The sequence below is a fragment of the Dolichospermum sp. FACHB-1250 genome (assembly GCF_014696335.1).
Lineage (GTDB): Bacteria > Cyanobacteriota > Cyanobacteriia > Cyanobacteriales > Nostocaceae > Dolichospermum > Dolichospermum planctonicum.
This window is the reverse complement of the sequence record NZ_JACJPZ010000050.1, coordinates 1-22,659: the sequence shown is the minus strand read 5'-3', so window position 1 is coordinate 22,659 and position 22,659 is coordinate 1. Positions and strand designations below refer to the sequence as shown.

General features: G+C 38.1%; 21 protein-coding genes and 2 pseudogenes. 15 read left to right on the top strand and 8 right to left on the bottom strand.

The window, feature by feature from the left end; translation table 11 throughout:
- Positions 1–389: 389 nt before the first annotated feature.
- Entirely contained in the window at positions 390–941 is a 552-nt protein-coding gene (locus H6F39_RS16285; RefSeq protein ID WP_137906928.1) for a transposase, read from the top strand.
- Positions 942–1,541: 600 nt separating this feature from the next.
- On the opposite strand, the pseudogene serS reads toward H6F39_RS16285, so the two are convergent.
- Positions 1,542–2,822: pseudogene (gene serS / locus H6F39_RS16280) on the bottom strand (serine--tRNA ligase); the annotation flags it as partial.
- Between the two features lie 322 nt (positions 2,823–3,144).
- On the opposite strand from serS, the gene H6F39_RS16275 reads away from it, so the two are divergent.
- Positions 3,145–3,729 carry a Uma2 family endonuclease gene (locus H6F39_RS16275; protein WP_190397042.1) on the top strand — a complete coding sequence of 195 codons (585 nt, stop codon included), beginning with the start codon at positions 3,145–3,147 and terminating at the stop codon, positions 3,727–3,729.
- Between the two features lie 49 nt (positions 3,730–3,778).
- Here the strand turns inward: H6F39_RS16275 and H6F39_RS16270 are convergent, their stop codons facing one another.
- Positions 3,779–4,348 (bottom strand): DUF3611 family protein, encoded by a 570-nt coding sequence (locus H6F39_RS16270; protein WP_137906925.1) that lies wholly within the window; start codon positions 4,346–4,348, stop codon positions 3,779–3,781.
- Positions 4,349–4,471: 123 nt separating this feature from the next.
- Here H6F39_RS16270 and H6F39_RS16265 point away from each other — a divergent pair, with 123 nt between their 5' ends.
- Positions 4,472–5,005 carry a cofactor assembly of complex C subunit B gene (locus H6F39_RS16265; RefSeq protein ID WP_137906924.1) on the top strand — a complete coding sequence of 178 codons (534 nt, stop codon included), beginning with the start codon at positions 4,472–4,474 and terminating at the stop codon, positions 5,003–5,005.
- 599 nt (positions 5,006–5,604) lie between these two features.
- Here the strand turns inward: H6F39_RS16265 and H6F39_RS16260 are convergent.
- Positions 5,605–5,910 (bottom strand): annotated as a pseudogene (locus tag H6F39_RS16260) (DUF3155 domain-containing protein); the annotation flags it as partial.
- Between the two features lie 334 nt (positions 5,911–6,244).
- Here H6F39_RS16260 and H6F39_RS16255 point away from each other — a divergent pair.
- The 3 genes from H6F39_RS16255 (at position 6,245) to H6F39_RS16245 (ending at position 10,572) form a co-directional block, all read left to right on the top strand.
- Positions 6,245–7,615 (top strand): sensor histidine kinase KdpD, encoded by a 1,371-nt coding sequence (locus H6F39_RS16255; protein ID WP_137907029.1) that lies wholly within the window; start codon positions 6,245–6,247, stop codon positions 7,613–7,615.
- A 232-nt stretch (positions 7,616–7,847) separates the two neighbouring features.
- Positions 7,848–9,404 carry a DEAD/DEAH box helicase gene (locus H6F39_RS16250; protein ID WP_137906923.1) on the top strand — a complete coding sequence of 519 codons (1,557 nt, stop codon included), beginning with the start codon at positions 7,848–7,850 and terminating at the stop codon, positions 9,402–9,404.
- A complete protein-coding gene (locus H6F39_RS16245) occupies positions 9,334–10,572 on the top strand; it encodes a DUF790 family protein (protein WP_137906922.1) in 1,239 nt (412 codons plus the stop codon). Before H6F39_RS16250 ends, H6F39_RS16245 begins: the two co-directional genes overlap by 71 nt.
- Positions 10,573–10,798: 226 nt before the next feature.
- Here the strand turns inward: H6F39_RS16245 and H6F39_RS16240 are convergent, their stop codons facing one another.
- The 5 genes from H6F39_RS16240 to H6F39_RS16220 all read right to left on the bottom strand — a co-directional run bounded on the left by H6F39_RS16240 (position 10,799) and on the right by H6F39_RS16220 (position 14,582).
- Entirely contained in the window at positions 10,799–11,338 is a 540-nt protein-coding gene (locus H6F39_RS16240; RefSeq protein ID WP_190397045.1) for a YqeG family HAD IIIA-type phosphatase, read from the bottom strand.
- Between the two features lie 325 nt (positions 11,339–11,663).
- Entirely contained in the window at positions 11,664–12,236 is a 573-nt protein-coding gene (locus H6F39_RS16235) for a DUF3727 domain-containing protein (protein ID WP_190372653.1), read from the bottom strand.
- A gap of 137 nt (positions 12,237–12,373) precedes the next feature.
- The gene (ruvX, locus tag H6F39_RS16230; protein ID WP_168359885.1) at positions 12,374–12,865 is read right to left on the bottom strand and encodes a Holliday junction resolvase RuvX; all 492 of its coding nucleotides are present in this window, start codon (positions 12,863–12,865) and stop codon (positions 12,374–12,376) included.
- Positions 12,852–14,096 (bottom strand): GNAT family N-acetyltransferase, encoded by a 1,245-nt coding sequence (locus H6F39_RS16225; RefSeq protein WP_190372652.1) that lies wholly within the window; start codon positions 14,094–14,096, stop codon positions 12,852–12,854. The genes ruvX and H6F39_RS16225 overlap by 14 nt, the downstream gene beginning before the upstream one ends.
- 285 nt (positions 14,097–14,381) lie before the next feature.
- Complete coding sequence (locus H6F39_RS16220) at positions 14,382–14,582, bottom strand: hypothetical protein (RefSeq protein ID WP_028082167.1); 201 nt, start codon at positions 14,580–14,582, stop codon at positions 14,382–14,384.
- A gap of 343 nt (positions 14,583–14,925) precedes the next feature.
- Between H6F39_RS16220 and H6F39_RS16215 the strand changes: the two genes are divergently transcribed.
- The 9 genes from H6F39_RS16215 to H6F39_RS16175 all read left to right on the top strand — a co-directional run bounded on the left by H6F39_RS16215 (position 14,926) and on the right by H6F39_RS16175 (position 22,569).
- Entirely contained in the window at positions 14,926–15,348 is a 423-nt protein-coding gene (locus tag H6F39_RS16215) for an RNA polymerase sigma factor (protein WP_190397041.1), read from the top strand.
- A 360-nt stretch (positions 15,349–15,708) separates the two neighbouring features.
- Positions 15,709–16,470, top strand: coding sequence for a hypothetical protein (locus tag H6F39_RS16210; RefSeq protein ID WP_190397040.1), 762 nt, complete (start codon positions 15,709–15,711; stop codon positions 16,468–16,470).
- Between the two features lie 693 nt (positions 16,471–17,163).
- The gene (locus H6F39_RS16205; protein ID WP_190397039.1) at positions 17,164–17,697 is read left to right on the top strand and encodes a hypothetical protein; all 534 of its coding nucleotides are present in this window, start codon (positions 17,164–17,166) and stop codon (positions 17,695–17,697) included.
- Between the two features lie 135 nt (positions 17,698–17,832).
- Complete coding sequence (locus H6F39_RS16200) at positions 17,833–19,917, top strand: S-layer family protein (protein WP_190397038.1); 2,085 nt, start codon at positions 17,833–17,835, stop codon at positions 19,915–19,917.
- Positions 19,918–20,083: 166 nt separating this feature from the next.
- Positions 20,084–20,560, top strand: coding sequence for a DUF4164 domain-containing protein (locus tag H6F39_RS16195; protein ID WP_190397037.1), 477 nt, complete (start codon positions 20,084–20,086; stop codon positions 20,558–20,560).
- Positions 20,557–20,769 carry a bluetail domain-containing putative surface protein gene (locus tag H6F39_RS16190; RefSeq protein ID WP_190397036.1) on the top strand — a complete coding sequence of 71 codons (213 nt, stop codon included), beginning with the start codon at positions 20,557–20,559 and terminating at the stop codon, positions 20,767–20,769. The genes H6F39_RS16195 and H6F39_RS16190 overlap by 4 nt, the downstream gene beginning before the upstream one ends.
- Before the next feature lie 200 nt (positions 20,770–20,969).
- Positions 20,970–21,119, top strand: coding sequence for a hypothetical protein (locus H6F39_RS16185; RefSeq protein ID WP_190397035.1), 150 nt, complete (start codon positions 20,970–20,972; stop codon positions 21,117–21,119).
- Between the two features lie 311 nt (positions 21,120–21,430).
- On the top strand, positions 21,431–21,937 hold the full coding sequence (locus H6F39_RS16180) for a DUF4164 domain-containing protein (protein ID WP_190397034.1): 507 nt from the start codon (positions 21,431–21,433) through the stop codon (positions 21,935–21,937).
- Between the two features lie 161 nt (positions 21,938–22,098).
- Positions 22,099–22,569 (top strand): molecular chaperone, encoded by a 471-nt coding sequence (locus tag H6F39_RS16175; protein ID WP_190397033.1) that lies wholly within the window; start codon positions 22,099–22,101, stop codon positions 22,567–22,569.
- Positions 22,570–22,659: the final 90 nt, after the last annotated feature.

Genomic DNA, 22,659 nt, shown 5'->3' with positions numbered 1-22,659 from the left:
ATTAAAGTGTGATTACTTTGCTAAATTTACTATACAGTATCCTGTTAATCTTTTTTGTCTGAATCAGGATGTCCAGGATTTGAGGATGTACAGGATGTTTTTTTATCTTCATCTATATTTTCACAAAATTGCGCTAATTTTAATATTCTGTGAATATCAATATCAAATACAATCGGTGTTAATCCTTTAATCCTGGTTATCCTGATATGGCTAACGCCACGCTTCGCTATCAGACAGTTAAATATTAATAAAAAAATGGTGCGTTACATTTCATTAACGCACCTTACGAGATGAGCTATGATTATAAAAGTAGGGTGTGTTAGCGAAGCGTAACGCACCATCACCATCCATATTATAAATTATAAATAAATACCTATTGCCTAATCAAAATGCCTAATTATCGCAGACCAAATATATCAGGTGCTACCCACTTTATAACTCAAGTAACCTATCAAAGAGAACCTTGGCTTTGTGAAAATATTGCTCGTCAAGCACTCAGAGAAGCCATTCAAAATGTCAGAAAGAAATATCCTTTTTCTATTGATGCTTTTATTCTTCTACCAAATCACTTTCATTGTTTATGGACTTTACCAGATAATGATCATGATTTTTCTGTGAGATTGCGATTAATTAAAACTTACGTGACAAAACATTATGGTGAACAATTAGCCATTGAAAATCCAATTTCTCAATCACGACAAAAACGCGGAGAAAAAAATCTTTGGCAACGTCGTTTTTGGGAGCATTTAATCAGAGATGAACAGGATTTTATGGTACATTGTGATTACATACATTATAATCCTGTCAAACATCGATTGTGTATAAATCCCCAAGATTGGCAATTTTCAAGTATTCATAGATTTATGAAGCAAGAAATTTATCCTCGAAATTGGGGTGTTAATGTAATTCTCGATATCCCATCCAGCGATTTGTATGATTAACCTACATTAACGTAGGGTGCGTTAGCGATAGCGTAACGCACCGATTAAATATCAATAAAAGACGGTGAATTACTGACATTTAAATATCAATAAAAGACGGTGCGTTACATTTCATTAACGCACCCTACAAGATTAGCGATCGCACTGAAACTAAAACATTATAGCACAAGGCAAGAGGCAAAAGGCAAAAGGCAAGAGTGAAATCCTTATTATTTCTAGGTTTCCATGATTGATCATGTCTTAATTAACCTGGCTACAGCTATAATAAGTCGCTTTAATGAACACACCTAACTAATAAATAAAAAAAATTCTTTGTATAACCAACCTTCAAGGTGTGATTATACAGAATTTTCCCGTACATACCTTGATATAAAATCAAGGTTTTTGCAGTATATAGTTTGTCAGACTAATCGTCTACTAAAATAACAAAGACCATATTATCCACACAACATAAGATACGATTGGAATCCACAACAGCAAATCAATAATATAACGAGATTGTACTTGCTCTGTTGGTTTAGGTAAGGATTCAGTTGGTGGCTCAATTACTGTGGGTAGAGTGGGTGGAACTGGATTTGTATTAACTAGAGGAACACCTAAAATTTCTTGATTATTCAAATAAGGTCTTAACACCTCCGGTACTTTAATCGTCCCGTCTGGTTGCTGATAATTCTCCAAAATCGCGGCCATAGTCCTACCCACAGCTAAACCAGAACCATTTAAAGTATGCACAAACTGCGTCCCTTTCTTCCCCGCTTCCTTAAACCGAATATCCGCCCTTCTGGCTTGAAAATCTACACAATTAGAACAACTAGAAATCTCTCGATATTTCCCAGAAGATGGCAACCATACCTCTAAATCATAAGTTTTTGTGGACGAAAAACCTAAATCAGCAGTACATAAATTAATCACTCGATAAGGCAATTTTAAAGCCTGTAAAATACTCTCAGCATTTGCTAATAACTTCTCTAATTCCTCAAAAGAATCTTCGGGTTTTACTAATTTCACTAACTCCACTTTATTGAATTGATGTAACCGAATTAAACCCCGCATATCTCGGCCATAACTTCCTGCTTCCCGCCGAAAACATGGCGTATATGCAGTATGATAAATTGGTAATTCTTCTGCGTTAAGAATGTCCCCCCGATACAAATTAGTTACCGGTACTTCCGCAGTAGGAATTAACCACAAATCATCCTCTGCACATTTAAAACTTTCTTCGGCAAATTTAGGTAATTGTCCTGTACCTGTTAAAGAATCTGTATTTACTAACAATGGTGGACTAACTTCTATATAGCCATTTTCAATATGTTGAGACAGCATAAATTGAATTAACGCTCTTTCTAAAGCCGCACCAGCACCAATCAAACTCACAAAGCGACTTTGGGCAATTTTTACCGCTCTTTCAAAGTTCAAAATCCCCAATTTTTCCCCGATTTCCCAATGTGGTAAAATATGCGGATTTGCGGGTTTATATTCATCTCCCCATGTTCTCACTTCTTGGTTATCATCTTCACTTTTACCAAGGGGTGTAAAATCACTGGGTAAATTCGGAAGTGCTAACAGTAATTCGTGAATTTGGGCTTTTAACTCTTTTTCCTGGGGTTCTAAGTCACTTAATGTGGTCTTAATGGCGTTTCCTTCGTCCTTTAAAGCTTGTATTTCTGGACTTTGAGGATCAACAACTCCAGATTTTACTTTTTGACCGACTAATTTGCCAATTTCGTTGCTGCGGGCTTGTAGTTGACTGCGTTTACCTTCTAATTCCCGTTGTTGTTGGCTTAAATCTAATATAGGTTGAATGTCGTATTTACCGTTACGGCTGTTTAATTTCTCTTGTACGAGTTGGGGGTTTTCTCTAATTTGTTTAATATCCAGCATTTTTTGTTAATTGTTTGTTGTCAGTTGTTAATTGTACGGGTTTAGCAACAGTTATCAGTGTCAATTTAACTGAAAATTAACCCAAACATATCTTATTTTGTATCTTTTCCCAAAACCTAAAAATTGTTAAAATGGTAGGTTGGGTAGAACGCAGTGAAACCCAAGAGATTAACCAAGGGTTAAACTGATAAAATGTTGAGTTTTGTGTCTCTAGTCAATGTTACCTCAAACTGATGCTATGCTAGGAATTATGAGAAGTACAAGATTCCCGATTTCTTGAAGAAGTCGGATATCTGACCTAATTTTAAGGAGATGATCAGTAATGATGACATCTGAAGCGGTTGTTTTAAATATCAAAAATGTGGGATTAAGTGATGATCAATTTTATCAACTATGTCAAATTAATGAAGATTGGAAACTTGAACAAACTGCTAAAGGAGAATTAATAATTATGCCTCCAGTTGGTGCAATTAGTGGTAATAGAGAATCAGATTTTAATGGTTATGTTTGGTTATGGAATCTTCAAAATAAACTCGGAAAAGTATTTAGTTCTTCCACTGTTTTTATTCTACCCCATGGTGGTAAACGTTCTCCTGATGTGGCTTGGATAGCTAATGAACGCTGGGAATCTTTAAGTATTGAAGAACGGGAAAAGTTTCCTAAAATTTGTCCTGATTTTGTGATAGAATTGCGATCGCGCACTGATTCTTTGAGTCAATTACAGGAGAAAATGCAGGAATATCTTGATGGTGGTTTACGTTTAGGTTGGTTAATTGATCCTCAAAATCAACAAGTAGAAATTTATCGTCAAAATCAAACTGTAGAAATAGTATCATTACCAACAACTTTATCTGGAGAAGATGTTTTACCAGGATTTATTTTAGAACTACCTATTTTTAGAGATTAGGATACTACAACCACTATCAATTATAAATCAATTATAAATCAATTATAAATTACCTAGTAATACGATTCATTAACCACAGAGATGCTACTAAACCTGCAAAATGCGCTGATACAGTATTAGTATTTGCTTGAACTATAAGCATATCTAAACCGCTAATAATCCGCGTTGGATCAAATAATTGTGTAGTTACTGCTTGAGGAGATATAGACCTAGCTACCAATGTACCAACAATCGCTTGCGCTCCCAATAAAGTCACTAAAGTTCCGCTTAAATTTATCCATAGTCCTAATCTTAATACTTGCGCGGTTTCAGCTTTACGAGGACGATTAGTAGGATTAGGTGATTCTAGTTGTTTACCAATTCTGGTGTAGCGATAAGCTAGGTAAATACCAGCACCCAGGAGGACTATACCACAAATTGCTAAAAATACACCAAAGCCTGTCCCTGGATTATTGCTAGGACTACCTGCTTTTTGGCTAAAAATGCCAAATAATAAGACTATTATCCCAGATATTACCCCTAATACTAACTGAATCCAAAAACTAATCCAACCTGCTAGACGAAATTGTTGGGCTATAGCCCGGATGTTAGGTGATGGTGTTTCCGAGTTTTGTGACATATAAAAATTAAAAGTTAAAAGTTAAAAGTTAAAAGTTAAAAACAAACTTCCGTTTGTTCTCTGATTCCAGAATAATTGATAATGGTTTAAGTCTACTGAAAATTTCAGACTTAAAAATTAATTATGGATGCCGCTGTTTTGCAATCTACTTTCCTGTTAACTTTGTTGTTATCAGTTGGGTTGTTTTTCTTTATTCGGGCTTCAACTAAAGACCGCACAGAAGTGATGCGTTTAGTTTCACAAGAGGATGAAAATACGTTAATGACTTCATTAAAGGATTATTTTCGCACTCGTGCTTATCGAGTATTAGCGGTAGATTCTCCAAAAAATCAAGTCACATTTGAAGGATTTGTTAGACCTAGTTGGTTTTTAGCTATATTTTTAACTACATTAGCAGCGGTGGGTTTAGGTTGTTTGTCGTTAGTTTTATCCATGCTTTTTCCTGATTTTGGGCGGTTTTTTCCGGTAATAATCCTATTTTCACCTTTAAGTGGTCTATTGTATTGGAAAAAATCTGGAAGACTTGAGAAGGTGTCACTACAGATAGAAAATATCCGCAGTGGACAAAATTTATCAAGTGTAATTACTGTTACTGCCCATAGAGATGAACTTGCTGAGTTACAAGGGGCATTACAGCTAAAGGTGCTTGACACTTGATTGATTGTTGGGGATGAAAAAAATGAGCATCTATATCTCTACTCATGTAGAATTCTGACTAAACTTTTGAGCAAATTGGCAGTGAGGAGGAGAAAATACTGCTGCTGCTGTAAATTTTCCTGACGACTGGGATGTAATGAGGAAAAATCTAAATTGGTGGACAGAGCTTGATAGTAGTCCTTAGTGAGATCATGAATTTGTACCTCATCTTTGGATTTCCTTGGCTCTGTCGCTATTCTCCGCTGTGTAAGCTGATAATGAACTGATTCATACAACTAAACCGAGTTGATGAGGAGTTAATTATGCCATGACTTGAGAGAAGTCGTTTAAACAGTGTTTAAACCTGCTTGACAATTCGACCACAAAATTAAAAAAAATGGAATTTTTGAAGAACCTGATCAAAATTGCCAGTTAATTATTGTCAGAGCCAGAAGCCACATTTAGGAGATATGATAGTCATTTGTTGTTTAATTAACAGTTACGGCAACTAGTTCCGATACTGCTACTAGTTCTGGTACTAGTTCTGGTACTAGTTCTGTTACTAGTTCTGGTACTAGTTCTGTTACTAGTTCTGGTACTGGTACTGATGCTGGTACTGGTACTGATGCTGGTAATGTTACTGTTGGTGATTCAAAACTCCTCAAACTAGGAAACAAGAAATGATTTTCTTCTACGTATTGAGCACCGAACAGACCTTTTTCCGCCCAGAAATAACGGTCTGTTGTGTGTTCATTGCGTTTTACTAGTAGTAGCGCGGGTGGCATAATACCTTCAGCGTGAATAAACTTTCTTGCTGCTGTCACAGGTTTATCTTCGCCACTTTCGATGCTGTACTGGGGAATGTGTTCCAGTATCCGTCGTCCTTCCTGCCGACGACGACTTTTCCGCTTGCGTCTCCTTGCCAACCTATTGTCCTCCTGTTTCCAGCTATAGATTGTAGTTGTGGCTACAAAATCAGTCGTCATTATATATTTTTTATCTGAGAAAATCAATAGTTTTTAATGTTTTGATACAATAAAGAAAAAACAATAAAAATCAAGAATAAAAATTCAAAAAAAACTGCTGTCTACTACCCATTGTCTATTACCAATCATCCATTACTAGATTAGACTAGATACAGACACTTTGATCAGCTATGGGCTATGCACCACTTTTATCTGGCTTTAAGTCGTGTAAGAGTTTATTTTTGTTAAACTGCTAGTGACTGCAACTTTTCTACCTCCTAAATTCCTGCAACTAATGCTAATGTCTGCCAGTTCTGATTTTCTTGCTTTATGTCGAGAGCAAATAACCCTGTTAGCCCAAGGTATGGGAGCATCTTTTAGCGTAGTTTATTTAACACAGGAATTGGTAGAAAAACCTACAGGTGAGGCAAGACTAATTCCGGTGATGGTGTATCCAGAAACTATAGCATTAAATCCTAGTGATGAGTATGGTGAACAAGAAGACAGTTACCCAGTCAGACTTGCTCATGTTTTAGCATTACCAAATCAAGCAATGAGGTTGTTAAAACCGACTTCAGTATCTGAGTATTCATCAGCTTCAGCAGCAGCAACAGAAGAACAAAATATACAAGATAAACAAGATGAATATTCACTCAGTCATCACCAAATTGTTTCCCCCCTGATTTATGAGGGTGTAATGATGGGATTATTAGTGACTGCGAGGGAAGATAGGGAATGGAACCAACGGGAGGAGGGGGAAATTGAACGCATTGGGAAAACTTTAGCGATCGCTTGCATTTTAGATCAACGTCGGGCTTGGTTGCAACATCAACTCCAGCAAGAACAAATTCTCCAAGAGGAACAACGAGACTTATTAGATAATCTCTTACATCAGTTTCGTAACCCTTTGACTGCTATCCGCACTTTTGGTAAACTCCTATTTAAGCGAATGCGAGCGGTAGATCCTAATCGGGAGGTAGCAACCAGTATAGTCCGGGAGAGCGATCGCTTACAAGAGTTATTGCAAAAGTTTGATCAGGTGATTGATTTAAATACGGTAAATACAGCCAATTTAACACCTCTTTCCCTCCCAGAGTCAAAGGTAGTAATCAACCAAAATCAAAATGCAGAAAAACAAGGGAAACCTGTGTTATTGTTACCAGGAACAGGAGAACAGTTAACTAATTGTTCTGTAGCGGATTTATTAGCACCTTTGTTAATATCGGCTCAAGCTATTTCCCAAGAACGAAATTTACAACTAATTACGGAAATTCCTAATCATTTACCTTTAGTCAGGGTAAATGAAAAAGCCTTGCGAGAAGTATTGAGTAATATTATAGATAATGCTTTGAAATATACCCCAGCAGGTGGTAAGATATTGGTACAATGTGGGCAACAAAAGGGAAATTTCCAAGGTATTGCGATTAGTGATACAGGACCAGGTATTCCCCCGGAAGACTTAGAACATCTGGGAGAAAGACATTACCGAGGTGTACAAGCACAAACAGCAATTCCTGGGACTGGTTTAGGAATTGCTATTGCTCAACAGTTAATAGCAGAAATGCAGGGAAATATAGAGGTTTTCAGTCCAGCAATTGACTCAATTATTACATCATCTCACAGCCCAGGAGCTACGTTTATAATTTGGTTGTCTGCTGTTGTTTAGGTAATTGCTAAAAGTACGCAGTTCCAAGGGTTTCACATAAACATATAAATATAAAATTAATAGCACGGTTGCAAGAGGCAAGAGGGAAGAGGCAAAAGTAAAGAAGTTTTCAGCGATTTTACATTTCTTTACACAGTTTGGTTTTTTCATGCCAACCCTATTTAATTATCATCCCCATTTTGCGTTATGAGTAGTTACATCAGTGTAACTCTATAACTTTATTCAGAGAAAAATGGCTCGTCACCCTACTTTAACTTTTGATCGTGGTACATTAATTTTACACCCACCACCACGGAGTAAAACTTGGATAGATTATGCTACATGGGATGATAGAGTAGAAAAGTTTCGTATTCCGGCCATAAGATACCGTTCCTTAGTTGAAACGCTTCAAGCCGAAGCTACGGATTTTATTGATGAAGCTAAAGCTTTTTATCCCCTGGAGTTGGTAGCTAGTGTAGAAATGACCCCCTATTCCCACCAAAATGAGGCTTTAGCGGCTTGGAAACTGGCTGGACGACGGGGGGTAGTTGTGCTACCAACAGCAGCAGGTAAGACCTATTTGGCGCAAATGGCTATGCAGTCCACACCGCGCACCACGTTAATTGTAGTCCCAACTTTGGATTTAATGCACCAGTGGTATGCTCACTTAGTAGCAGCTTTTCCTGACCAGGAGGTAGGTTTACTGGGGGGTGGTTCACGGGATAGAACACCGATTTTAATTGCTACATACAATAGTGCGGCTATTCATGGGGAAAGTTTAGGTAATAAATATGCTTTGATAATTTTTGATGAATGTCACCACTTACCTACAGATTTTAACAGAGTTATTGCTGAATATGCGATCGCTCCCTATCGTTTAGGACTTTCTGCAACCCCGGAACGTACAGATGGTAAACACACTGATTTAAATCTTCTTATTGGTAGGGAAGTTTATCGTAAACGCGCTGAAGATTTAGCTGGTAGAGCTTTAGCTGCTCATGAAATTGTGCAAATTAAAGTTAAATTATCCCAATTAGAACGAGAAAAATATAATCAGTTAATTCAAACTCGCAATGATTTTTTAAAACAATCAAAAATCTCTTTAGGAAGTATCCAAGGTTGGCAAATGTTTGTACAAATGAGTGCAAGATCCCAACCTGGACGTAGAGCAATGTTAGCACATCGTCAAGCCAAAGAAATCGCTTTGGGAACTGATGGTAAATTGCGGGTACTTGTAGACTTATTAACCACCCATTATCCCGAAAGAATTTTGATTTTTACTGCTGATAATGCTACAGTTTATCGTATTTCTCAAGATTTATTAATTCCCGCAATTACTCATCAAACACCAGTGAAAGAAAGACACGAAATTTTAACTAAATTTAAAGCAGGTGAATATAATACTTTAGTTGCTTCTCATGTCTTAAATGAAGGTGTAGATGTTCCCGCAGCCAGTATTGCGATTATTCTATCAGGTACGGGTTCAACCCGGGAATATATTCAACGATTGGGGAGAATTTTACGCAAGGGAAATTTAGCAAATAAACAAGCAATTTTATATGAAGTCATAGCCGAAGATACAAACGAGGAGGGAACTTCAGCCAGACGCAGGGGAGAAAATAACACTCAGGAAGAAAAACCGAAAAAGGCAAATTTACAAGTTATTTATGGTGGAGCAAAGAAAAGCGATTTAAAAGCAGCAGAACAATTAGAAATTAACTATTCAACTAAAAAGAAAGATGTTACCAACGGACTTACTGATACACCGCCAAAACGGCGAGGAAATTATTCCGAAGAGACTGAAACTTGATCATAAACATTTGAATTTAGCCAGGGATTTAATTAGTTTTTTTCAGGAAGCAGTCGGGAAAACTCAAGGATTATTAGAACGTCAATTAGCAGACTTTGAAGGAGATACTACAGATTACCGCATGAAACGGGGTTTAGCTTATATTCTGAAAAGCAGTTTTTGTACTTTTGAAATAGTCAGTCCTCTCGAACCAGCAATGTTAAGAGAAAGGGTATTTACTTTAGCAGCAAAATCTACTTGTAGTCGAGAATTAACGGATATTACTTTAAATAAAATTGCGGCTGATTTAAGTCAAGAACTCAACCAAGAAATTTTACCTATACAAATACGAGACGGACTTTACGCAGATTTATCAGAAAATAAAATTCTAACTGCTTTTGATGCTCCCAAACCAGAAGATGTTTTACATCGTTATAATTTATCTCAAATTCAAGGAGTTTTTTATAAAGCTAGTCAATTAGTATTAAATGCTCATCGCAATGTTCCCGGAGAATATAAACTATTGTTTCGTTATTTAAAGCTATTTCAATTAATGGCTTATATTGAAGGTGATGCAGATCATGGTTTTACGATTACTGTAGATGGTCCGGCAAGTTTATTTACTTCCAGTACCCGTTATGGTTTAGCTATAGCCAAGTTAATTCCCGCTTTACTTCATGTGACAAAATGGAGTTTATCAGCGACTTTACAAACTCGTGATTTTTACACAAATGATTTGAAAATAGGACGTTTTAGCCTTAATTCTGAATGTGGATTAGTCTCCCATTATCCTCCAGGTAAACCTTATGATAGTATGTTGGAGGAATCTTTTGCTAGTAAATGGGATGGCTTAAAAAGTGGTTGGATATTAGAGAGAGAAGTTAATTTAATTCCCATTCCTGGTAGTGTGATGATTCCCGATTTTCGATTAGTTCATGCAGACGGACGGGTATTTATTTTAGAAATAATTGGTTATTGGAGACCAGAATATTTACAAAAGAAATTTTACCAAATAAAACGGGCAAATTGCGATAATTTAATTTTAGCAATTTCCGAAAGGTTGAACTTAGAAAAAGCTGGAGTCAAATTAGATAATGTTCCCGCAAGAATTGTTTGGTTTAAAGAAAAGTTATTACCCAAATCTGTATTAGCAGTAATTGACTTCCTTCCCACCAACTTACTTATATAAAATATGCAAAATGTACAGCGCCAATCCCTCTATGGTGAAGGTTGACGCTGTACAGTCTTATATTTATCTATTATCCCCTAGGGTCTTTTTCGGCTGACCCTGATGTTATTAAAATTAATAATCGCCTATTTTTGCAAAAATAGGGACTTTCTTAAGTATTTCTTTATATTTACTTTCCTGATCAATTATGAATCTTTGTAAAGATTTGTATTGCAGGAAAAGCTGATCACCTGTGTTTTTTGCCAATATTGCCAATAATAGATGCACCTAATATCTCTGATATCCAAACTTCAATATTGCGGATAGGATGGGAACGGATGGCTGTAAAATCAGGATGGATAATTGGCTCTACTAAAATTGTAAACATTCCTAAACGATTACCCGCTAATACATCTGTAAACAAGCGATCGCCCACCATACCCACTTGATGTGCGGGTAAATTCATCCCTTGTAAAGCAGCCCGAATTTTCCGCCGGGAGGGTTTGGCCGCGCCTAAGTAGTACGGTAGTTCTAGGGAACGGGCAATACCACCAATTCGGGATTCACTTAAATTATTGCTAACTAACCACAATGCTGTACGAGTACGGATTTCTTCTACCCATGCTTGCAATTCTGGGAAAGTAGAACTTGTGGTCATGGGTACTAAAGTTTCATCCACATCCAATACTAGCCCCTTTAGCCCATATTGTTGGATTAAGTCTGGTGTCAGTGTCAAAACTGAACCCGCTAAAATTAAGTTAGGCTGTAATAGATGGTTGCGAGTCATAATTTTTGTATAGTTACCATGAGATTGTGAGTATCTCACGCAAATTCGCTAAGTAGGTTGGCGTGAAAAATTGTCGTTATGACAAGGGAACTCTTAACTGGGAACAGGGAACAGGGAAGAGGTTTTAGGCCACTTTACTTTTCGTTACTTATGTTGGTTTTTTTCCGTTAACCTACTTAAATCACGAACAATTAGAGTTGCCAAGGTTGAATTGAGCAATTTCAGATTTCAATTTAGCAACACCATTTTCAGCATGGGAGCAAGGGGTGAGAATTTTGCCAGTCTTCTGATTCCTCGCTCCTGGATGCTTAAATTTTGGAATTAATTACTCAACTTCATTAAAAAGATGTTCTTCTAAGAGGGGTTGAAATTTACGGAACTCTTCGGGAGAAAGTAATTCTGGTTCACCAGTTTTAGTAATTCTCGCAAAAAAGAGTAGGGGGTCTAGGGGAGTATAAATTGCATACTCCTGGTCGTCATGATAAAAATTGGCAATTTCCATTAATTGCTCTGGTTCTAAACCGTTTTCTTCGTCTTCAATTTCTAAAGTGAAGAATTTAGATTCGTCTTCAGGAGGTAACTCCCCTGCTACGGTTAAAGCATAAGCAGTATTCTTGAGAATCAGGTTTTGCTCAGAAAGAACTGCTTGAGCCGTGCCGAATATTTCTTCAATGATATCATCATCTTCTACTAATACGGCTTCTTCTTCATCGCCGTCAGTTTGCCAAGCAAATATTTCTATCGGTGTATCTACGGGCAAAAGCAGAACATACTTTTCTCCATCTACGGAGAGATTATGTTCAATGTAACATTCTAGGGTTCGTTTTAGCTCATCTGTTAAAATCAGGGAACTTTCGGAATCGTGATCATTGTCTTCGGGAAATGGAGATGAATTCATACTTGAATTATGTAGCTGTAATCATAAAATCTAATACTCTTCAATATGGAAATCATCAAACTGCTTGCGGACAGTTGATGTCAACCATAAATTCAGAGATAGAAGTAATAGCTTTTAGAATACCATGTAAAAAGGGGTCACTCATCAGTAAATGTTACTGACCCCTGTACTAAACTGCGTCTAGCATCTAACCACTGTTGTAAAATCAATGCAGCAGCTTTACGATCTATTAAACCCTTATTTCTAGACGGGGAACGATTCTCAGCTATCAGCAGTTGTTCTGCTTGCAAGGAAGTTAATCTTTCGTCCATATATTCTAAGGGAAGTTTGAGCGCCGAAGCCAGTCTAGAGGCAAATTTTTGCACGTGACGGGCTTGAACACCAATAGTACCATCCATTGAATATGGTAAACCAACCACAAGAATTTGTACCTGTCGCTGGTTGACTATTTGCTGGATTTGTGCTACATCTTCGACAAAGGAACGACGCTCAATCGTGGTGATACCCGTAGCAATTAAACCAGTCCCATCACATCCCGCTAAACCGATGCGTTTACTACCAACATCGACACCCAAAGCGGAGATAAATGATTTTGATTGCTGTGGAGAAATCACGTTATTGTTGTTCATGGAGTTGATCTGTGGCTGAGTCTAGTAGAGGGGGTGTATCTATATGAGAACTTTTATGAGTGAAACTGACAATTTCTGACTGGTTTGGTATAGCTCTTTCTGGCTGTACCTGTTGTGTTTGCGGTATCCATGACATTCCCCCAGGTATGGGTTTGCGGGTTGGTTGTAGTCCCTGTAACATTTCTTGCCACTGAATCCCTTCTAAGGAGACAAATTTCGATTCTCTGAGTTTATGCCACACAGAACGAGACATGATCAGGGTATGTTCTCGACGTTTAGCACCAATACGCTCTAAGTATTCCTCCCGTTCTGGTTGATAGTCTGAAGAAGCTAATTGTAACCCTTGTTGGGGAAAATCTTGGGCAATGCGAGCTAATTGAGACAATAATTCAGGATACAACCAAGTATAAGCGGGATGAACTGTGAGAGTTGCTACATGAGGATTTGCCCCGGTACGGTGCAGTTGGATCTGAAAATAACCAATAGCTGCTTTGCGCTGGGGTTCAAACACATAGCCACTGACAACTTCAGTTTTGCTCGTCCACTGCTTGACAGCATCAATTATCGCCCCAAACAAGGTAGTTTTAAAGTCGTGGGTATGACGATCAAATACTTGCCTGACTAAAGGAGGCATGGATGCTGTATCTAATTGATATAATAGAGGAGCATCAGCATTACTCACTGGCAAGAGATTGGGTAAATCTGGTTCGGTTTGGATTAATTCGGCTAATAACTGCGGACTAATTTCCCAGTATGTCATTTCTGCTAAACGTTGAAATCCATTATGCCGATAAAGTGCTAAGGCATCCACATCATTAACGTTAACTTCTAATATCCACGTCCGCGCTTCTAAAATTGATTCAAAGCAATGGCGTAGTAGTTGAGAACCTACCCCCATGCGATCGCCGGTTCGTGCTAACATGACTTGATTAACGCGCCAAGTGCTACGAGTCCGGTTAAAAGGTGATACTTGAATCATTCCTAACAGCATTCGTCCCTGTTCAGCGATATAGCCCCAGAAGCGGTACTGTAATGGGTTAGGAAACCAACTCAAGAATTTAAGTAATCCATACCAGCGCCGTAGCCACTGCATTTCACCCATAGATTCAGTAGCTGCTTGGGGGGAAAGGTGGGATAATGACTCTTGAGTCAAAGATTCAATTCCGTCCAAATCTCGATGTTGGACTGGTCTGATAATAACACTGAGGTTTCGAGGGAGTAGTGGATTCATTTTAATTCCAGCCGCTATTTAACCTTTACAAAAACAAAATTACAAAAACAAAATATGATAGTGATGTTATACTACAATTATTTCTATTTATTTTCTATTTATTTTAACGGGTTTTTACCCTGATGTCTTGTTTCCAAAGAGTGATTCCCTTAATTAAACCTTGACTAAATACGTAAAAAATATCAAAAGCAGAAACTGCGATTATACCTTGAGGGTGAAAACCACAAATATCTGCTTTTATTGTATGTTAATTCTGCTAAAAATACTTTTAAATCCACAGACCTTCTATAGACTTTGACGAGAAGCAAACTTTTCAAAGTCTGCTTGGGTTTGATGAAGTAATTGCTGACGACTATCTTGTATAGTTTGTTGGAAATTGGGAACCAAGTTGCGAGCTTGTAGTGTCATGTGCAACTGTAAATGGGCAACATAGTCGCTGATATCTTGATTGTCTACAGTTGCGCCCGTTAATACGTTTGATTCCATTGTCACTGTGTTCTCCTTCGTAAATTGGTGTAATAGCCGTACTAGATTAAAATCTATCATGTTTTTTGTCTGTTTGCTGATTTCGCAATGAAGTGTAATGATTGTTCATTGCTTATGATACTACCTGCCATATCCTACTTAATACAGCACAATACAGAATTTCAGCACCAATATTGTCAATAACATCAAAATTATTGAAAATTATTGACAATTGTAACGTATTATTCTAAACTTGATAAGAAAGATACATTTTTTGCTGACCGAAAAATCGGATACAAGCTCAATGCATCGTTTCTAAGATGGCTTTATAGTCAACCAACTATACAACTATAATTGTACTGTTATGATGACATCAGAGTTTTGGTCATTGTGGATGGATCACAATGAATATTTATACAAAGCTTGTGTGAAGTGGATGGGTAACGTTCCTGATGCTGAAGATGTTTTAAGTCAAGCTATGCTCAAAGCTGAGGAGAAAATACGTATCCATCAGGTACAAGTGATCAACTTTAAACCTTGGGTAACAAAACTAACTTATAATCTCTGTCTTGATCTGCAAAGACAGCGTTATCAGACTATCCAATATTGTCATAATCGGGAAGTTATTAGTGATAGAAATGCAGAATTATTAGTGACTAAAGAAGAGGAAAATCCAGTGTTTGTGGCTACGCAACAAGAACTGGAAAAAATTTTTTCTGTTTGGATTGATGAGTTACGTCCCATACTACGTGATACTTTTATTTTATACTTTCAAGAAGAACTATAATATATAGAAATTGCACAAAAACTGAATATTTCCTGCTGCAATGTACGTAGGCGAATTCATGAAGCTCGGATAATTTTAAAACAGCGATATCATCAAGATTATACCGGGGAAGACAGGCGTAAATTTGAGGTTGTTTCTCAAATTGACAGAAATAAAGAGTCTGATCAGATCACTAAAATAGGATTAGCTAATATTGAAAATATAGAATTACCGATTTTAGAATTATTCAACCAGGAAGAATTACCAGAAGCAGTTAATAGTCAGGTTCTACCCCACCCTAACCCTCCTCTTGACCAGGAGAAGAAACTAGATGTTGGTTTCCCTTCTCAAGCAGGAGAAAAGCAGGATAATTCAACTTCTGTGTATACTGTAGTCCCTGAAAAACAGAGAATTTTCCGGAACTTTTTCGACCAGATTAATATCGTCTTAGCAGAAAAAATCGCGGCACTGGTGCCAGCAGTTCGCTACCCCACAGCAATTAAAACTCCAAGTTGCCAAAAAGCGTACATTCATAGTATGAACCAAAGAGTAGCCAAAGTTATTCCCTCTCGTTCTCCTCCTCCATATCAACTTTCCTATGGTCAATTCTTAATCATGATCTACCAGACTACAGTAAGTACAAGTTTAGCTGTGATTATTGCTGCTGCTTTTCCACTCAAAGCCTCAGCCGAAGATCTTAATATAAACTTTACAGGCACCATACCATCCGTTGTCAAGATTAACAGCACCAGTCCAGGTCCTATTCAAAACACCCCTGAGCAAGAATTTCAAAGTGATGATCCTACACCAGCGATATTAAATATTACTCACACTACTGGCATCGTCTTGAGCATTACCAATATTACTGATAACGGTACGGTTTTATCTGGCAGTAAAACATATAACGATCTTGATCTGATCAACGCTAAAGTCAAAGATGGTGATAATCTCCTGATTCAAAGTGAAATTTCACCTAGTGGCAGGTCTACCCCAGTTTATCCGTTGAATGTAGCAAGTGCAGTTCAAGCAGCAGTCACTAGTGGTAAAGAGTATCCAGTTTACCTTGAGATTACCAATATTTCCGGCTTATTACCACAAGGAATCTACAAAATCCGTGTCAGTGTTCTGATCACACCCCAGTAATTTACTCGTATAAGGAAAGACAAGGCAGACAAGGAAGGAAAGTGGACAAGGAAGAAGAACCAAGAAAAATTAAAACCCATGAAGATTTAGGGATATATCAAAAAGCGTTTAATGCAGCAATGACAATTTTTGAGTTGTCAAAAAGGCATTTGACAGTTGACAGTTGACAAGACGCAAAAAAACCGCGAAAAATTTGCTTTTTAGGTATTGACAAAGGATTTTAAATATGTTATCGTTAAGTTGATAAGGAAGAACTATCTTAAAATATTTAGAAATAGGGTGTGTTAGCTATTAGTAACGCACCATTGGTAAAGACTTTGAGTGTAGCACAGCGATAGCGAAGCGCTGCTGCAAGCAGTTCGCTATATAATAGCCAAGTAGTAGGGTGTGTTAGCTATTAGTAACGCACCATTGGTAAAGACTTTGGGTGTAGCACAGCGATAGCGAAGCGCTGCTGCAAGCAGTTCGCTATATAATAGCCAATTTTTAACGCTAACCCACTTATGCAGTTTCAGTAAAATTTGAAGACCCTAATGGAATAAAATAGTCCCCTCCCCTTCCTAGAGAGTGAAAGTAGAGTAGCCTTTATTACCCAAAAAAGTTCAGTAAAAAAATAAATCACAAATTGGGTATCTCAAACGTCTTATTAATGTACAGATCAAATTACCTCATCTACCCTTAGTCATAAAAAAAATGAATCTAGGTCGTCTTACCTTCTTCACTGTTATCACCGCTTTTAGCAGTATAGCCCTCAATTCCCAAGCCCAAGCCCAAACTGCTGATGTTGATTTTTTCGGTGTTATTCCCGCAACTTGCGCCGTCAACAGCATCACAGCCGGAACCTTAACAAACATCATTGACGGCACCCTCAACCCCTTCAGATTAGAAACTGACACCGTGGGTAACATCAACGTTACCTGCAATACTGGCGTAAAATTTGCCGTTACTGGTATTGAAGATAATGGCAGTGACTTTACAACCAAAGAATTCAGTAATATTGATGTCATCACCGCCAAAGTAGAAGACTCCAGCAATACTCAGGTCGCTACTGGTAATATTTCCCCCAGTGCTGGTACTACTAATTTAAGTACACCTGGAGCATTACAAGCAGGTCCTATCACCGCTAACGACTATGGAGTCAAGTTGTCTTTACAAGGTAATGGTGACAATACACTGCCCATAGGGATTTACAGAATTAGAGTCAAAGTTAATATCTCACCTGAGTAAACCTCCTCTGTGTTTTCCCACTTTTTCAGTCTCAAGCAGAATTTCCCATTGAGACCTTTTTATATACCGTTGCATAGCTGAAATTTTTTCAAGCAACCTCTTTACTTTTCATCACATTCACAGGAAATAAACAATATGCCACAACTTATTTGGACTAAACTGCTCGGAACCAGTAGTACTGATTTTGCCAGGTTCATAACCACAGGTAACGATGGTGCTATCTATGTCGCTGGGGATACTAATAGCAGCCTGGATGGACAAACGAATAGCGGTGGTTATGATGCCTTTGTCACTAAATACAATACCGATGGTACAAAAGTCTCGACTAAACTCCTCGGAGGCAGTAGTGATGAGCAAGGCCGGTCCCTAACCACAAGTAGCGATGGTGCAATCTATGTCGCTGGGGGTACTCTTAGTGGCAACCTAAATGGACAGACGAATAGCGGTAATTGGGATGTCTTTGTCACTAAATACAATACCAATGGCACAGGAGCCTGGACTCAACTGCTCGGAAGCAATTCTAGTCAGCCTGATTATGCCTGGTCTATAACCACAGGTAGCGATGGTGCTATCTATGCTGCTGGGGCTACTTGGGGCAACCTGGATGGACAGACGTATAGCGGTGGCATGGATGCCTTTGTCACTAAGTACAATGCCGAGGGAACAAGACTCTGGACTAGACTGCTCGGAGGCACTGGTGAAGATGCTGCCATGTCCATAACCACAGGTAGCAATGGTGCTATCTATGTCGCTGGGTATATTAGTGGCAACCTGGATGGACAGACGAATAGCGGTGGTTTTGATGCCTTTGTCACTAAATACAATACCGATGGCACAAAAGCCTGGACTAGACTGCTGGGAAACAGTGGTAATGATACTGCCAATTCCGTAACCACAGGTAGCGATGGTGCCATCTATGTCGCTGGGTATATTAGTGGCAGCCTGGATGGACAGACGTATAGCGGTGGTCAGGATGCCTTTGTCACTAAGTACAATGCCGAGGGAACAAGACTCTGGACTAGACTGCTGGGAACCAGTGGTAATGATACTGCCAATTCCGTAACCACAGGTAGCGATGGTGCCATCTATGTCGCTGGGGCTACTAATGGCAGCCTGGATGGAGAGACGAATAGCGGTGGTAATGATGCCTTTGTCACTAAATACAATACCGACGGTACAAAAGCCTGGACTAGACTGCTCGGAGGCACTGGTCAAGATACTGCCAGTTCCGTAACCACAGGTAGCAATGGTGCCATCTATGTCGCTGGGTATACTAATGGCAACCTGAATGGACAGACGAATAACGGTGGTATTTGGGATGCCTTTGTCATTCAGTTAAATGATGATGTTCAATACTCCACCAACTACACATTAAAATCCAGCGAAATAAACCTAACTTTAACAGGAAACGGGAACATTAACGGCACTGGAAACAGCCTCAATAATACCATTTTTGGTAACAGTGGTAATAATCTTCTCGATGGCCGCGCAGGTGCTGATAGCCTTGTTGGTAATGCTGGTAATGATACTTTGATGGGTGGTCTTGGTGCTGATACCATGACCGGGGGAACTGGTAATGATTGGTACTGGGTAGATAATGCTGGTGACAGTGTAATAGAACTTGCTAATGAAGGTACAGATAAGGTTCACACCACTATCAGTTACACACTTACCGACAACGTAGAAGACCTGGCTTTACAAGAAATAGCCGGCAGTATTAATGGTACAGGTAATGGCTTGAATAATACCATTACAGATAATACCAAAGATAACCTTCTCGACGGTGGTGCTGGTAATGATATTATCAGAGCCTCTGGAGGGAATGATACCTTAACTGGTGGTTTAGGTACAGATACCTTAACCGGAGGGTTAGGTAATGATAGGTTTGTTTATACCGACTTAACCCATTCCTTGTTAGCTGGAATTGATACCATCAAGGATTTTAACAATAGTACGGAGACTGACCGTTTTGTAGTTAGCACTGCCCGGTCTGTGTTTAATACTGTGAGTGGAGTTACCGGACTCAATGCCACTGCCATTGGTAACGCATTAACTACTACTAACTTTGGCGCTAATGCGGCTGCATTATTTACCATAGGCTCAAAGAGCTATGTAGCTATTAATGATAGCACTGCTGGTTTTAGTGATGCCAGTGATGCCATTGTGGAAATCACGGGATATAAGGGTACTTTATCTATTAATAGCTTTGTGACTGTTTAAGCTAGGTAGCGGTAAAATTGCCTCAGATACCTGACTTCTTTAAGAAGTCGGGTATTTTGTTGGTAAAATAGTCCCGTAGCTTTCACAGTTAGGGTGAGGGTAGGGTAAAATAGTAAAATGGCAGACGCTGCTTTTATAGTTTCTAAAATAACTATCACCAAAATATATGACAACCAACCCACCAACTCTCACTTATACCCTGGAAGAAATCTTGTCTCGTCTGGATCAAAAGATCGAGAAGCAATTTACCGAAGTCAATCAAAAAATAGATCGGCAATTTACTGAAGTTAACCAAAAAATAGATCGGCAATTTACTGAAGTTAACCAAAAAATGGATCGACAATTTGCCGAAGTCAATCAAAAGTTTGTTGAAGTAAACCAAAAGTTTGCTGAAGTTAACCAAAAACTAGAAAATATTGATAGTAGACTAAATAAACTAGAAATTGGCCAGGCAGAACTATCAGGGGAAATTAAAACCTTAGACGAGAAACTATCTGGGGAAATTAAAACCCTAGAGGAAAAAGTTATTGGTATTGATAAAAGACTAGATAACCAAGAATTTATTAATCGTGGAGTTCTAGTAGCAGTGATTATAGCTTTAATTAGTGGAGTAGTCAAACTATTTGGTTTCAGTAAAATTTGAAGACCCTAGAAGACTTAGCTTTACAAGAAATAGCTGGCAGTATTAATGGTACAGGTAATGGCTTGAATAATACCATTACAGATAATACCAATAATGATAGCACTGCTGGTTTTAATGCTCTCACTGATGCCATTGTGGACATTACGGGATACAAAGGTACTTTCGTCAGATACCTGACTTCTCTAAGAAGTCGGGTATTTTGTTGGTAAAATAGTCCCGTAGCCTTCACAGTTAGGGTGGGGTAAAAAGTCCCCATTTCTCAACTATAAAACAACCAAAATTAACCAACAAAAAGCTAAAATCAAAGAAGCCATAGAACTATTAAAAGAATATCGCACCTCCCTCATTACCAATGCCGTCACAGGTAAAATAGATGTAAGCTTGCTATACCCTCACCCCAGAAACAATCATGACACAACAAACTTATCAACTCCCCTTAACCTTTGAGCAAATCCTTAATCTTGTTTTACAACTTCCCAAAAAAGAACAACAAAAACTCATTCAAGAAATAAAGAAAACTTCTTTAAAAAATGAAGACGAAAATTTATTTAACTCCTAGAGAATTTCTAACTCTCGATTAATCCACATTTACACTTCACAAATCATCCACAAAGAACTCGAATTTGAAAACATTATGGCTTATTCCCATTCCCACCTCCTTTTTCTCAATCAATTGCTTTTAATAGCTCTTAAAAGGGTATTTTTTCATAAGAGGCATAACTTCCTTGTCTACTTTCCCTCCCTGTCTTCCAAGTCTTACCCTGACGACAATGTAGAAAACCTACCTTTGTGAAAGGGTGAGGGTAGGGTAAAATAGTAAAATGGCAGACGCTGCTTTTATAGTTTCTAAAATAACTATCACTAAAATATATGACAACCAACCCACCAACTCTCACTTATACCCTGGAAGAAATCTTGTCTCGTCTGGATCAAAAGATCGAGAAGCAATTTACCGAAGTCAATCAAAAAATAGATCGGCAATTTACTGAAGTTAACCAAAAAATGGATCGACAATTTGCCGAAGTCAATCAAAAGTTTGTTGAAGTAAACCAAAAGTTTACTGAAGTCAATCAAAAGTTTGCTGAAGTAAACCAAAAACTAGAAACTATTGATAGTAGACTAAATAAACTGGAAATTGGCCAGGCAGAACTATCAGGGGAAATTAAAACCTTAGATAAGAAACTATCAGGGGAAATTAAAACCTTAGACGAGAAACTATCAGGGGAAATTAAAACCCTAGAGGAAAAAGTTATTGGTATTGATAAAAGACTAGATAACCAAGAATTTATTAATCGTGGAGTTCTAGTAGCAGTGATTATAGCCTTAATTAGTGGAGTAGTCAAACTATTTGGTTTGTTTCCCACTGGTAAAATTTGAAAATTACAGCATTTTTAGCTTGAGTGAGGTACATCATTGGCGGGCAAGATGCCCGCACCACAAGGGTTTAATCATTAATTAATATCTGTAATATCTGTACTTTATAATAGCGGTAAATGCTGTATCATTGTCTATAAAACTCAGTTTCAATCATGGAAAATATGAAAAGAAAAATTGCGAAAATTCTGCCCTTACTCTGTTGCTTTACCCTGGGTTTTACCCCTATGGTAGCCTACGGTCAATTATCTGTTTCTCCTTTAACAATTCAACGCAAAGCAGAATCAGGACAAGCTAGGGGAGTGATTAACATTTCTAATAATTCTAATAAACCCTATCGAGCTAGAGTTTCCTTGTCACCCTTCACTTATAATCAGGAAGGACTGCAAGTTTTACAATCTAGTCCCAATGACTTAACACCCTATTTAACCTTTTCTCCCCGTGAATTAGTCATTGCACCAGGACAACAACGTTCAATTCGTTTTAATGCTAAGTTACTTCCTAGTTTACCCCAGAGAGAATATAGAGCTATGTTCTCTGTAGAAGAACTTCAGGATAATAGTTCTACTCAAGCAAATCAGGTTTCTATTGCTGTCAATATAGCAGCAACGATACAGCACTTCCCGGTGTTATGAGGTACAGTAACAACAATTAGTGAACCAATTTTTTAAATGTTGAGGATTCATCAAATCGAGAGCAACAGAAATAACTTTATCAACTATTTC

Bases quoted from the DNA above. Each gene is read 5' to 3' on its own strand.
- H6F39_RS16285 (WP_137906928.1), top strand. From the start codon at position 390: ATGCCTAATTATCGCAGACCAAATATATCAGGTGCTACCCACTTTATA.
- H6F39_RS16275 (WP_190397042.1), top strand. From the start codon at position 3,145: ATGATGACATCTGAAGCGGTTGTTTTAAATATCAAAAATGTGGGATTA.
- H6F39_RS16270 (WP_137906925.1), bottom strand. From the start codon at position 4,348: ATGTCACAAAACTCGGAAACACCATCACCTAACATCCGGGCTATAGCC.
- H6F39_RS16265 (WP_137906924.1), top strand. From the start codon at position 4,472: ATGGATGCCGCTGTTTTGCAATCTACTTTCCTGTTAACTTTGTTGTTA.
- H6F39_RS16255 (WP_137907029.1), top strand. From the start codon at position 6,245: ATGCTAATGTCTGCCAGTTCTGATTTTCTTGCTTTATGTCGAGAGCAA.
- H6F39_RS16250 (WP_137906923.1), top strand. From the start codon at position 7,848: ATGGCTCGTCACCCTACTTTAACTTTTGATCGTGGTACATTAATTTTA.
- H6F39_RS16245 (WP_137906922.1), top strand. From the start codon at position 9,334: ATGTTACCAACGGACTTACTGATACACCGCCAAAACGGCGAGGAAATT.
- H6F39_RS16240 (WP_190397045.1), bottom strand. From the start codon at position 11,338: ATGACTCGCAACCATCTATTACAGCCTAACTTAATTTTAGCGGGTTCA.
- H6F39_RS16235 (WP_190372653.1), bottom strand. From the start codon at position 12,236: ATGAATTCATCTCCATTTCCCGAAGACAATGATCACGATTCCGAAAGT.
- ruvX (WP_168359885.1), bottom strand. From the start codon at position 12,865: ATGAACAACAATAACGTGATTTCTCCACAGCAATCAAAATCATTTATC.
- H6F39_RS16225 (WP_190372652.1), bottom strand. From the start codon at position 14,096: ATGAATCCACTACTCCCTCGAAACCTCAGTGTTATTATCAGACCAGTC.
- H6F39_RS16220 (WP_028082167.1), bottom strand. From the start codon at position 14,582: ATGGAATCAAACGTATTAACGGGCGCAACTGTAGACAATCAAGATATC.
- H6F39_RS16215 (WP_190397041.1), top strand. From the start codon at position 14,926: ATGATGACATCAGAGTTTTGGTCATTGTGGATGGATCACAATGAATAT.
- H6F39_RS16205 (WP_190397039.1), top strand. From the start codon at position 17,164: ATGAATCTAGGTCGTCTTACCTTCTTCACTGTTATCACCGCTTTTAGC.
- H6F39_RS16200 (WP_190397038.1), top strand. From the start codon at position 17,833: ATGCCACAACTTATTTGGACTAAACTGCTCGGAACCAGTAGTACTGAT.
- H6F39_RS16195 (WP_190397037.1), top strand. From the start codon at position 20,084: ATGACAACCAACCCACCAACTCTCACTTATACCCTGGAAGAAATCTTG.
- H6F39_RS16185 (WP_190397035.1), top strand. From the start codon at position 20,970: ATGACACAACAAACTTATCAACTCCCCTTAACCTTTGAGCAAATCCTT.
- H6F39_RS16180 (WP_190397034.1), top strand. From the start codon at position 21,431: ATGACAACCAACCCACCAACTCTCACTTATACCCTGGAAGAAATCTTG.
- H6F39_RS16175 (WP_190397033.1), top strand. From the start codon at position 22,099: ATGAAAAGAAAAATTGCGAAAATTCTGCCCTTACTCTGTTGCTTTACC.